Consider the following 11820-nt stretch of genomic DNA (forward strand, 5'->3'; position numbering starts at 1 on the left):
ACTTATGAGAATAATCATCGTCGTCCTGATGGCATGCCTGCTTAGCGGCTGCGGCAGCATCATCAGCCGCACTATTCCAGGGCAGGGCCATGGGAATCAGTATTACCCGGGTGTGAAATGGGATGTGCGTGATTCCGCGTGGCGCTACCTGACCGTGCTCGATCTGCCGTTTTCGCTGATTTTCGACACGCTGTTGCTGCCCATCGATGCTAGCCACGGCCCGTACGAGTAGCGTAAATCAACGCTCGTCCCACTCATCGGCTGCGGTTTGACCTTCTTCCGTATCCAGCGGGGGTTCGAGCTGAAATTCGCCCTCATCCCACTCGTGCAGGGTGTTCTCTTCCAGCCACTCCTGCCGTAACTCGATTTCGTCATAATCACCATCAAAGACGGCCTGCGCGCCTTCACCGCTCAGGACCGGCAAACATTCCCCTTCTTCACCTTCATCAGCAAAGAATTCGGCCTGCCACATAATATCCCCGTCCTGCAGAACGTATTTTTGGATATTAAGTTGTTGCACGTCAGCATCTTCTTCCTCAACACCGGGATTGTCGGCGAGGAACTCTTCGCGAGCGGCATCAATAGCTTCTTCCAGCGTGGCGTACATGGTCATTGGTGTCTCCCTGTTTTCCAGAAGGTTTCAGGGAAAGAATAGCTGAAGATCGGATTCTGCAAGTATGAATGCGAAAATAAGCCGTCAGGCTTTCGCCTTATTCTGTCGTGGGGCGTAACGCGCGGGATAAACTCAACCACGAATACATCGCGTTGAACAACACCACGCCCGCCGTCACGATAAAGACGGCGCGGAAACCAAAGCTGGCGGATATACCTGCACCGAGAAGCGGTCCGGTCACATTACCAATATCGCGAAATGACTGGTTATAGCTAAAAATACGCCCCGCAATCTGGTTCGTGGAGTTGTAAACCAGCAGGGTCTGTACGGCGGGCAGTAACGCCCCGTCGGCGGCGCCCAGTAAAAAGCGCAGAACCCCCAGTTGCCACGGAGAGTGCACCATCGACATGGGGACAAGCAGCAGGACGGAGATCACCAGCGCGCAGATCAGAATTTTTTCCGGGCCCACCCGATCCCCCAGCTTGCCCAGCCTCGGGGCGCTAAGCAGCGCCGCCACGCCGGGCACGGAGGCAATGAGCCCGCTGATAAAGGCGATGTTACTGACATCACCCGCCAGGTCACGCACGTAGAGCGTCAGAATTGGCGCAATCGAGCCGGTAGCGACCTGAATAATCATTGTCGTGACGAACAGGCTCAGCACCAGTCTGGGATTCTTAAGCGAGGTCAGCACGTCTCTGGCATGGAGCATCTCTTTTTTGGCGACAGGCGTGAAGTTCTCACGGATACAGAGCAGAGTGACGATAAAGCACAGGAACAGCACGCTGGCGGTGATGAAAAAGACCGGGCGCAGGCCGTAATTATCCGCCAGCAGTCCTCCGGCCAGTGGCCCCAGCAAGGCGCCACTTACGCCACCGGTGGAGAGCGTCCCAAGCGCCCAGCCGCTCTTATGGCGCGGAATTTGCGTGGCAATCAGGGCATTCGCATTGGGAATAAATCCGCCCAGTAAACCCAGCAATGCCCGCAATACCAGGAACTGCCAGACGTTTTGCGCGACCCCCATCAGCGCCATGATGATGGCCATCCCCAGCGCAGAACGTAGGAGCATAATTTTTCGGCCCTTGCGATCGGCAAGGCCACCCCAGAAGGGTGAGGCAATCGCGGAGAAGAGAAACGTAATGCTGAAGACCAGTCCAGACCACATATTGAGCGCGCTGTGGCCCGTCACGCCCAGTTGTTCGACGTAGAGCGGCAGGAAAGGCATAACCAGGCTGAACGCCGCACCGGTAAGAAAACAGCCAAGCCACGCAACCGTGAGGTTACGTTTCCAGTTTATGGGGGCATCTGAGGGTGACATAACATTCCGCATAATGAGGTGCTGAGCACCTGAGGCATAAAGTAATAAGCCTGCTAATTATGCGCCTGGGTTATGATTGCCGCAATGCGGAAGCGCTTTTAAAGCTAAAACAGGAGGCGGCCCGAATGGGGCCGCATGAGGATCAATAGCGGGACGGTGTGCCCTGTGGTCGCGTTTTAAAGCGGCGATGCAGCCACATATACTGCTCAGGGGCCAGCATGATGCACTTCTCTACAACGCTGTTCATCCAGCGCGCGGTGGTTTCTGCATCGTCTAACGGCGGCGCGAGCTCCGGTTCGAGCATCATCAGCTCGTAGCCTGAGCCATCCGGCATACGGCGGGGCACAAAGGGGACGATGGCGGCTTTGGACATCCGTGCCAGCATCCAGGTGCCGGTGGTGGTGGCCGCCTCTTCAACGGCAAAGAACGGCACAAATACGCTCGACTGCGGACCGTAGTCGTGGTCGGGAGCATACCAGACCACTTCACCGGATTTAAGGGCGCGGATCATGCCCTTCAGATCCTTACGGTCGATCATGCTTTTATTGGAGCGCATGCGGCCGTTGGTCTGAATGAGATCGATAACCGGGTTGTCGTTTGGACGATAAACACCGATGCCGGGCGCCTGCATGCCAAACATCCGCGCCCCGATCTCCAGCGTCAGAAAATGAACCCCGATCAGCAGAACGCCGGTCTGGTTAGCCTGAAGCGTATGCACGGGCTCCATGCCGGTTCCCGTCACTTTGCTCCAGCGCGCCATGCGCTTATCTGACCAGAACCACGCCATACCGGTTTCCATGAGCCCCATACCGACGGATTCGAAATTCTTCGTGACCATATCGTGGCGCTCTGCCTCGCTCATCTGCGGGAAGCACAGCTCAAGATTTCGGTACGCGATGCGCGCCCGACGCTTCATGAACGTTAGCGCGATTCGGCCTAACGATTTACCTAACCGGAAGATAACAGGGTAGGGAAGCTGTACCAGTAGCCATAAAAAGCCAATGCCAAGCCAGGTCATCCAATAGCGAGGGTGCAAAAGGGCGACGGTAAATTTGGGTAACTGGGTCATGTCTTTCCTGTGTTCAAACGTCCTGTTTCGCTATTGTCGCATTTTTTGAGACGTTGCCAAAATATCTGCCAACGAAACCTGTACGACGAGAGCAATTGTTAAACCTGATTAATCAGGGTGTGTGAAATGTAGCGTAAATTGTGTGGATGTAAATTGGTTTTGTTTGCTATATGATGCCGACCGATTTTTCATTCTCTCTAACGATTCCAGGACTGTACACCATGCCAGTGTTACACAACCGCGTGTCGAATGAGATGTTAAGAGCGCGTATGTTGGCTGAAACCGAACCGCGCACAACCATCTCTTTCTATAAATACTTCACGATCGACGATCCGCAGGCGACCCGCGATGCGCTTTACCAGGCCTTCACGGCGCTGAACGTTTTCGGGCGCGTCTACCTTGCCCGCGAAGGCATCAACGCGCAGATTAGCGTACCGGAAAGCAAAGTCAGCGCTTTCCGCGAGTGTCTTTATCGCTTCGACCCCGCCCTCGACGGCTTACGTCTGAACATTGCCCTGGACGATGACGGGAAATCCTTCTGGGTGCTGCGCATGAAGGTGCGTGAACGCATTGTGGCGGACGGTATTGACGATCCTGAATTTAACCCGGCGAACGTCGGTGAATATCTGAAGGCCGCGGAAGTGAATGCGATGCTGGACGATCCGGATGCCGTGTTCATTGATATGCGTAACCACTATGAATACGAAGTGGGGCATTTCGAAAACGCGATGGAAATTCCGGCCGATACCTTCCGCGAGCAACTGCCTAAAGCGGTTGAGATGATGCAGGAGCATAAAGATAAAAAAATCGTTATGTACTGCACCGGCGGCATCCGCTGTGAGAAAGCCAGCGCGTGGATGAAGCACAACGGCTTTAATAAGGTCTGGCATATTGAAGGCGGCATTATCGAGTACGCCCGCCGCGCCCGCGAGCAGGGTTTACCGGTGCGTTTTATCGGGAAAAACTTTGTCTTTGACGAGCGTATGGGTGAGCGTATCTCGGAAGACGTTATTGCCCAGTGCCACCAGTGCGGTGCGCCGTGCGATACCCATACCAACTGTAAAAACGACGGTTGCCATCTGCTCTTCATCCAGTGCCCTGCCTGTGCCGAGAAGTTTAACGGCTGCTGCAGTGAACTGTGCAGTGAAGAGAGTATTCTGCCGGAAGAAGAGCAGCGTCGGCGTCGTGCGGGACGAGAAAACGGCAATAAGATTTTTAATAAATCACGCGGCCGTCTGAATACCAAACTGGGTATTCCCGACCCGGAATGATAATAACGCCCGGCAGGCGAGATCCTGCCGGGCGAATCTATTATGACTTCTGCTGCACACCTTCAACAGAAATAACCAGCTCAACATCCTGAGACGCCGGACCCAAATCCGTTGTGATATTAAAATCTTTCAGGTGAATTTTTCCTGCCGCTTCAAAACCTGCGCGTTTACCCCCCCACGGATCGTCACCCTGGCCGATCAATTTTGCATCCAGAGTCACGGGTTTCGTAACGCCATTCAGGGTAAGATTACCGGTAATATTCAACTTATCACCGTCTTTTTTCACGTCCGTAGAGGTGAAAGTCGCTTTCGGGAATTTAGTGACGTTCAGAAACTCTGCGCTGCGCAGGTGTTTATCGCGCTCAGCATGATTGGTATCAACGCTGTTCGTATTAATGGTCACATTGACTTTATCCGCCGCAGGATTTTTCTCATCAAAGGTGAATGTGCCGTCAAAATCTTTAAAGGTGCCGTACAGCCAGCTGTATCCCAGATGCTGAATACGGAAATTGACGAACGCGTGCTGGCCCTCTTTATCAATTTTATAATCCGCCGCCACGGCGGAACCGGTGGTGAATAACAGAGAGCCCAGTGCGATACCCAGCAGGTGTTTTTTCATTTTATACTCCAGAGTCAACTGACGAGCGGCCAAGCATGCGCTTGAGCGTATCGTCTTTATCAATAAAGTGGTGTTTAAGGGCGGCAAGCCCGTGCAGCACGGACAGGATCACCACGCTCCAGGCAAGCCAGAGGTGGACCACCCCCGCCGTGTCGGCCTGAACCCCAGCATCACTGAGCGTTGCTGGCACCTCGAATAGACCAAAAACGCTGATCGGCTTGCCGTCTGCCGTCGAAATGAGATAGCCGCTGATCAGAATGGCGAAGAGCAGCGCATAAAGCGCAATATGCGCGGCGACAGCACTGAAACGGGTCAATTTACTGTGGGTCTTCGGTGCTGCAGGGGGCGGAGAGATATGTCGCCATATCACGCGGAAAATCAGCCCCAGCATCAGCAAAACGCCGATGCTTTTATGCAACTCCGGCGCCTGGTGATACCAGCCGTCGTAATAGCTGAGCGTGACCATCCAGAGTCCAAGTCCGAACATGCCATAGACGGCAATGGCAAATATCCAGTGCAAACTTATGGATATTATTCCGTAGCGCCGGGAGGAGTTACGCAATTGCATCAGAATGTCCATTTTCAAATTAACCGAAACGTAAAAATGAACGGGAAGGCAAGATATTGCAACTGAAATAAGAGTATATGGATTTTTATTTTATTTATTTCAGCAATTTTGAAAAGGAACCGCAAAGGTAATTCAAAGGCTTCGTGCAAGGCGCAATAAGCAGGGGGAAAGAGATTAAATAAACATAAAGTAACGTCAATAAATGTCAGTCAACGCTTTCAATAAAATACAATGTAAATAAAATCAACGATCGCAAGTAGTGCCCACAGTAAGATATAGAGCATAAAATGTTCGCGAATATTATTGACGAGAAAACTCACGATCCTGCGCATAATGCCCCATGATTCACCGTAAAGAAAACGGGCCCCGAACTGTCCGGAGCCCATAGCGATTATCCGTTAAAACGCGCGAGTGAGAAGGGCGTCAGATCAAACTGAGGCGTGATACCCTGAGCAAATTGCGCGGCGATTTCACCCAGCACGGAAGCGAACTTAAATCCGTGTCCGCTCAGCCCGGTAATGAGCAGGGTGTTGTCATGTCCTGGCAGCGTATCAATGATAAAGTCTTCATCCGGCGTGTTGTCGTAGGTGCAGGCCGCGCCGTAGAGCAGGCCACCCACGCCCGGGAGAATATTGCGCAGGAACGAGAAGGCTTCTGAACCATCCTGCGGACAAGCACCAAACGGTTTACGCTCGTCAGGTGAGGAGATAACTTGCCCCCCGTTGTGTTTTCCAATCTTGAGCGCGTCTTTTTCGGAAGGGAAACCGTAGAACTGATCGCCATTGGGCAACTCGCCGGTGAACGCCGGGAATTTATTCTGGGCACTGTAGCGACCATCCGACTGGAACCACGAAAAGACCTTACGCACGGGCTGGATCGGCAGGTCTGGCAGCAGGCGGGTGACCCAGGTTCCTGCGCTGATAAGCAAACGAGACGCCGAATATTCACCATCCAGAGTCGTTACCGTCACGCCATCTGCGTTATGCGTGATGGCCTCCACCGGACAGTTAAACAGTTGCGCACAGCCCGCTTTGGCGGCAAGGTCGATCCAGGTTTTGATGGCGGTTTCACAGTGCAACACCCCGGAGTTGGCTTCAAAGAGGCCAATATAATCGTCCGGGACGGTAATTTCTGGCCAGCGCGCGGTGATAGCCGGCGCGTCCAGCTTCTCAACCTCCAGATTAAAGGCCTTTGCGCTGCGTTCCACATTAGCCAGAAATTCCGAACGGGCCGGGCCAAGATTGATGACGCCCGTACGTTCGAAAATGCGCTCTTCAGTCTCTTTAGCCAGCGCGTCCCACAGCGTCTGGGCACGAAGCACCAGCGGAACATAGCGTTCCCCCTCGCCATAGGCATGGCGAATGAGACGCGTGTCGCCGTGGTGGCTACCTTCGCTATGGGGCGGCAGGTGAGAGTCAATCATCAGGACATTGAGTCCTGCCTGTGTCGCGTAATACCCGGCGGCCGATCCTACGGAGCCACTGCCAATAATGATTAGGTCATATCTCATATGCATCTCGTCACGTACGTTTTTTTTAGCAGAGTAATTAACAAAGCGGGTGCAAACAAGCGGGAAATAAATAAGGCACCGCGTGGGTGCCTGTTGAAAGAAAAGTGAGCATTCGGTTAGTGCCGTTTATACTCATTTTCCTGATAGTCGCCAGATTCTATTTTTGCAATTCCTGCCTCTAAAATAGAAATAAACTGACGGGCGACGTCTGTCGTAAGCCACAGCGTCTGTCCAACTTCCGCTTCTTCACGGTTCAGCTGATTTGGGGTCTGGTAGTGCAAACGCAGCATCAGTGCATCGTAGCTGTCTACGGTACTGATGTCCCAGCCAACGAGTGGGTGGGTCTGGATGACTTCGCTATTCTTTTCCATTATAACCCCCATAATGCGTGTTAGAAGACAACGACTTCGAGGTTCAATGCATGTTTTTCTGAAAGCAACTTCAGTATACAAGTAATAAGGGTTCCTAAGGGAAAAATAAACAGCTAGCAACACATTTTTCTGCTTTTTAGGATTGTTCGAGCAATAAAACACCATCTTGTTCACGATTTTTAAAGAAGTTGCCGAATTATTTTGAACTTTCTGGAATTTCAGGCAAAAAAAAGCCGGGGCGACCCGGCAAAAAACACAATGAGGGAGCAGTGTTAATCTGTGATGAACCAGTCGTCAGCGCTCTCCCACGTTTCCCGCAGGATTTCGCTGATGCGATCTTTATCTTCTTTTGCACCGCCAATGACGGAAAGGTTGTTCGCCGCGGCGTAACGAACAGTGACGGCGCCTGCATTGTCGGGGAAGGTGTTATGAATACGACGGGATAATTCGCCTGCCAGTGCGTCAAGCGCGCCAGCAGGCAGAACGGTAGTTTTGGCTATGGTGACTTCAATACGCATAAATGCCCCCTGTGTAATATACTGTTTATTTATACAGGTATATTGTTCGTTTGACAACAAGGGGCGTTGATTATTTAGCGTTTTACCGTCCAGTTGACGGTTTCGCCTGCCAGGAAGGGGATCAGCGTATCATCCGTCAGGGCAATGGATGCCTTCACCTGGCTCGCTTTGCGCTCCAGTTCAATGAACGTGTCATTGACCGGCAGGCCGTAAAAGCGCGGGCCGTTGAGGGAGCAGAACGCTTCGAAATGTTCCAGCGCGTTCATCTCTTCAAATACCGTTGCATAGCTGGCAAGGGCCGTAGGGGCGTTGAAACAGCCTGCGCAGCCGCAGCTCGCCTCTTTACGATGGCGGGCGTGAGGCGCGGAGTCTGTGCCGAGGAAAGCGCGTGAGAAACCGCTGGCAACCAGTTCGCGCAGCGCCTGCTGGTGAACGTTGCGCTTAAGGATCGGCAGGCAGTACAGGTGAGGGCGTACCCCGCCTACCAGCATGTGGTTACGGTTAAACATCAGATGCTGTGGGGTGATGGTGGCGGCAATCAACTCGTTGCCGTCACGCACATATTCTGCGGCGTCTTTGGTGGTGATATGTTCAAAGACCACTTTAAGCGCAGGCAGGCGCTGACGCAGCGGTTCCATCACGGTCTCGATAAAGCGGGCTTCACGGTCGAAGATATCAATCTCGGCATGCGTGACTTCGCCGTGTACCAGCAACGGCATGCCCAGTTTCTGCATACGTTCCAGCACCGGCATGATGGCATCAATGCTGGTGACGCCGTGGCTGGAGTTGGTGGTGGCGTTTGCAGGATAGAGTTTCGCCGCCGTAAAAACGCCTTCGTTAAACCCGCGCTCAACTTCGTCCGGATCGAGAGAATCGGTCAGATAGCAGGTCATCAGCGGGGTGAAATTATGTCCAGCCGGAACGGCATCCAGAATGCGCTGGCGGTAGGCAATCGCGGCATCGACGGTGGTGACTGGCGGAACCAGGTTTGGCATGACAATCGCGCGGCCATAAATTTCACTGGTATAAGGCACGACGGTTTTCAGCATATCGCCATCGCGCAGATGGATATGCCAGTCGTCAGGGCGGCGGATTTTAAGAACCTGGGGTTGTGCAGTCATGGAAGCTCCGGCTTGTCAGGAATCAGTCATAAGGATGGCTGTTTTTGCCGGACACAAATCATAAGCGGAAACGTTTTCGTTTGCACACTTTTCCGTAAAAAAAAGGGCGCCGCAGCGCCCTTCAGGTTAATCGGTGAAAGGAATGATGATTTCTCCCGGTTTCACCTCTATCCCTTTTGCGTATTTTTTCGCAAGGGCTTCACCCTTACTTTTGTCTTCGCTTAAGACATACGCCGGTTGCTGATTGAAATAGTTACGCAGCGACTGGTTCAGATAGGGCATCAGGGTTTGCAGAACCGGTGCCATCTTGTCCGGTGAAACCTGCGCATCGACCACTTCCATCTCCTGCAGGAAAATCGCGCCCTTCTCTTTGTTGAAAACCGGAAGTGCCTTCAGCTTGAGCTTGATGTTGGCTTTCTGGTTGCCAAAAAGGGAGGTCATATCAAGGCTGGCATCCCCGGCGAGGGTGACTTTATTGGGCTCTTCACGACCAATCTGGCTGGTGAGATTGGTGAGAATGATATGCGCATCGGCAAGGCCTGGCACACCAATGTCTTTGGAGAAATTGTTATGTTTTTCCAGCGCCTGATTAATTTCCTGTTCACTGACGGTGTATTGCGTAAGCTGATTGCAGCCCACCAGCAGGCCGCTAACGATAAATGCGGCGGCAATGACAATTTTCTTCATGGTGTTCCTCAACGAAAAATCGGCGCTTCTGTCCTGTAGCGTCAGTATGTCAGTGTGAAATGGCAGAAACCAGCAGAAAATACTGAGAAGTGAGGCGGGAGAGTTCTCCCGCCAACGAGAAGGATTATGCGCCGGGCTCGAGCATACCGCTCGCGCTGCGCTTCTGGCTGAACTGCCACCAGAGGGCCAGTAACGTCATAAAGCCCACTGCGCCGAGCATCATCCACGGCAGTTCCGGTTGATTCAGCGCTTTACCGGCATCGAACAGCCAGCCGCCGCCGGTGTAGCCTAACGCGCCACCAAAGGCCAGACCGAGTCGGCTGAATCCCATATAGCTGCCGCGGGCACGCGCGTCCGCAAGCGAGGCGCTCAGCGTTTCCCGGGCGGGCTCGGCGATGATGGAGCCGATATAGAAGGTGCAAATCAGCGTAAACAGCTGCTGGAGCGAGCTCACCAGACCGATCGGCATCATGCTCAGCGTCATCAGAAACAGCCCGGCCATCAGGCGATGTTCCAGGCGAAAACGCCGTTCGCTCCAGCGGGCGATGGGGTAGAGCAGCGTCAGTGACAGGCAGGCTTCAATGGCGTACATCCATTTAACGGCAGCAGGCGTGCCCGCAATATCGTTTACCATGATCGGCAGCATCAGCATCACCTGCACGGCCAGCATGTAATACCCGGTCAGGGTCAATACGTAGGTGACAAAACGCTTGTCGCGAAGAACGCGACCTAGCCCCTCGCGCACCGGCGCTTTTACCGTCGACAGTTTCCAGGCGGGAAGATAGAGACCGTTAAACAGCGCGCACAGAATAAAGAGTACCGCCCCGGCCGCACAGACCAGACGGAAATCGTACTGCAGCAGCCAGCTTCCCAGCAATGCGCCAACCACCGCGCCGGCACTGTCCTGCATCATCAGAATGGAGAAGAAACGCCCCCGGTGCTGCGGGCGAATCAGCTTCACCACCAGCGCGGTACGGGGCGGGTCAAACAGCGTGCCGCCGATACCGGAGAGGAAGCAGGAAAACCAGAGCAGCCAGGGCTCGTGGGCAACGGCCATCGTGGCAAAGCCTGCCGCGCGGAGCAGCATACCGGTCACGATCATTGGTTTAGCGCCAAAGCGGTCAGCGATCGCGCCGCCAAAGACGCCCAGACCCTGCTGGACAAACTGACGCAGTCCCAGGGCAATACCGACCATTACCGCCGCCCAGCCCATTTGATCGACAAAGCGGATCGAGATGAGAGGGAATACGACAAAAAAGCCGAGCACGACCAGCATGTTATCGACTAACAGGAAATATTTACCCAGGCTCCTCGCCTGTGATACGCGGGACATTTTCCCTCCAGGGAAAATAAGAAGGTGAGCACGCTAACATTCTGCGGTGTCGCCACGTTTTTTCCCACCCCTGGACGCGACAATATTTTTTTATCAAAAGGGTGCTTTGATAGAGAGTTTTCATTGAAAAAGGTGAAAAGAGGTGAAAATGGTATGTCACTGTTTTCACAGACGGCACGGGCGCAGGTATAGTAAAGCTAATGGGCAAGCTGAAGTGACGGGAAGGAGTGGTATTGATGTTTGGCTATCGCAGTAATGTGCCAAAAGTGCGTCTGACAACGGACCGGCTGGTCGTTCGTCTGGTGCATGAGCGTGATGCCTGGCGTCTGGCGGATTATTACGCCGAGAATCGCCAGTTTTTGAAACCCTGGGAACCCGTTCGGGATGAGAGCCATTGTTACCCCTCCGGCTGGCAGGCGCGCCTCAGCATGATTGCGGAATTTCATAAGCAGGGTAGCGCGTTTTATTTTGCGTTGCTGGATCCAGAAGAGAAAGAAATTATCGGGATCGCCAATTTCTCGAATGTGGTGCGCGGGTCGTTTCACGCCTGTTACCTTGGCTACTCCATCGGTCAGAAATGGCAGGGGCAGGGGCTGATGTACGAGGCGTTAACGGCGGCCATCCGCTATATGCAACGTACGCAACACATTCATCGCATTATGGCGAACTATATGCCGCATAATCAGCGCAGCGGAAATTTACTGGCGCGCTTAGGGTTCGAGAAAGAAGGTTACGCCAAAGACTATTTGTTGATAGACGGCGAGTGGCGTGACCACGTGCTGACGGCGTTAACCACCCGTGACTGGACTGCAGGTCGTTAAGGAG

At 53.4% G+C, this 11820-nt stretch carries 15 protein-coding genes; 3 read left to right on the forward strand and 12 right to left on the reverse strand.

Annotated elements, in window-relative coordinates; all coding sequences use genetic code 11:
- The first annotated feature begins 4 nt into the window (after positions 1-4).
- Complete coding sequence (locus G0034_RS08155; protein ID WP_014883343.1) at positions 5-232, forward strand: YceK/YidQ family lipoprotein; 228 nt, start codon at positions 5-7, stop codon at positions 230-232.
- A 6-nt stretch (positions 233-238) separates the two neighbouring features.
- On the opposite strand, the gene G0034_RS08160 is transcribed toward G0034_RS08155, so the two are convergent.
- The 3 genes from G0034_RS08160 to G0034_RS08170 all read right to left on the reverse strand — a co-directional run bounded on the left by G0034_RS08160 (position 239) and on the right by G0034_RS08170 (position 2997).
- Positions 239-613 carry a MysB family protein gene (locus G0034_RS08160; protein ID WP_008500834.1) on the reverse strand — a complete coding sequence of 125 codons (375 nt, stop codon included), beginning with the start codon at positions 611-613 and terminating at the stop codon, positions 239-241.
- Between the two features lie 97 nt (positions 614-710).
- Entirely contained in the window at positions 711-1928 is a 1218-nt protein-coding gene (gene mdtG, locus G0034_RS08165; RefSeq protein WP_014883344.1) for a multidrug efflux MFS transporter MdtG, read from the reverse strand.
- Positions 1929-2070: 142 nt separating this feature from the next.
- Positions 2071-2997 (reverse strand): Kdo(2)-lipid IV(A) acyltransferase, encoded by a 927-nt coding sequence (locus tag G0034_RS08170; RefSeq protein ID WP_023332678.1) that lies wholly within the window; start codon positions 2995-2997, stop codon positions 2071-2073.
- A gap of 221 nt (positions 2998-3218) precedes the next feature.
- Between G0034_RS08170 and trhO the strand changes: the two genes are divergently transcribed.
- A complete protein-coding gene (trhO, locus tag G0034_RS08175) occupies positions 3219-4268 on the forward strand; it encodes an oxygen-dependent tRNA uridine(34) hydroxylase TrhO (RefSeq protein WP_014883346.1) in 1050 nt (349 codons plus the stop codon).
- Positions 4269-4308: 40 nt separating this feature from the next.
- Here trhO and G0034_RS08180 read toward each other — a convergent pair whose 3' ends face one another.
- From G0034_RS08180 to mdtH, 9 genes are all read right to left on the reverse strand, one after another.
- Positions 4309-4887 carry a YceI family protein gene (locus G0034_RS08180; RefSeq protein ID WP_014883347.1) on the reverse strand — a complete coding sequence of 193 codons (579 nt, stop codon included), beginning with the start codon at positions 4885-4887 and terminating at the stop codon, positions 4309-4311.
- Position 4888: 1 nt separating this feature from the next.
- Complete coding sequence (locus tag G0034_RS08185; protein WP_014883348.1) at positions 4889-5455, reverse strand: cytochrome b; 567 nt, start codon at positions 5453-5455, stop codon at positions 4889-4891.
- A gap of 218 nt (positions 5456-5673) precedes the next feature.
- Positions 5674-5787, reverse strand: a complete 114-nt coding sequence (locus G0034_RS08190) for a YceO family protein (RefSeq protein ID WP_014883349.1) — start codon at positions 5785-5787, stop codon at positions 5674-5676.
- 59 nt (positions 5788-5846) lie between these two features.
- Positions 5847-6965 (reverse strand): N-methyl-L-tryptophan oxidase, encoded by a 1119-nt coding sequence (gene solA, locus G0034_RS08195; protein ID WP_014883350.1) that lies wholly within the window; start codon positions 6963-6965, stop codon positions 5847-5849.
- A gap of 116 nt (positions 6966-7081) precedes the next feature.
- Entirely contained in the window at positions 7082-7336 is a 255-nt protein-coding gene (bssS, locus tag G0034_RS08200; protein WP_008500827.1) for a biofilm formation regulator BssS, read from the reverse strand.
- Between the two features lie 272 nt (positions 7337-7608).
- On the reverse strand, positions 7609-7854 hold the full coding sequence (gene dinI / locus G0034_RS08205) for a DNA damage-inducible protein I (RefSeq protein WP_179120703.1): 246 nt from the start codon (positions 7852-7854) through the stop codon (positions 7609-7611).
- A gap of 74 nt (positions 7855-7928) precedes the next feature.
- On the reverse strand, positions 7929-8975 hold the full coding sequence (gene pyrC, locus G0034_RS08210; RefSeq protein WP_179120704.1) for a dihydroorotase: 1047 nt from the start codon (positions 8973-8975) through the stop codon (positions 7929-7931).
- Positions 8976-9101: 126 nt separating this feature from the next.
- The gene (locus G0034_RS08215) at positions 9102-9662 is read right to left on the reverse strand and encodes a lipoprotein (protein ID WP_014883353.1); all 561 of its coding nucleotides are present in this window, start codon (positions 9660-9662) and stop codon (positions 9102-9104) included.
- 124 nt (positions 9663-9786) lie between these two features.
- The gene (gene mdtH, locus G0034_RS08220) at positions 9787-10995 is read right to left on the reverse strand and encodes a multidrug efflux MFS transporter MdtH (protein ID WP_014883354.1); all 1209 of its coding nucleotides are present in this window, start codon (positions 10993-10995) and stop codon (positions 9787-9789) included.
- 236 nt (positions 10996-11231) lie between these two features.
- Here mdtH and rimJ point away from each other — a divergent pair, with 236 nt between their 5' ends.
- Positions 11232-11816 (forward strand): ribosomal protein S5-alanine N-acetyltransferase, encoded by a 585-nt coding sequence (gene rimJ / locus G0034_RS08225; protein WP_014883355.1) that lies wholly within the window; start codon positions 11232-11234, stop codon positions 11814-11816.
- Positions 11817-11820: the final 4 nt, after the last annotated feature.

This window comes from Enterobacter sp. T2, from assembly GCF_010692925.1.
Taxonomy (GTDB): domain Bacteria; phylum Pseudomonadota; class Gammaproteobacteria; order Enterobacterales; family Enterobacteriaceae; genus Enterobacter; species Enterobacter kobei.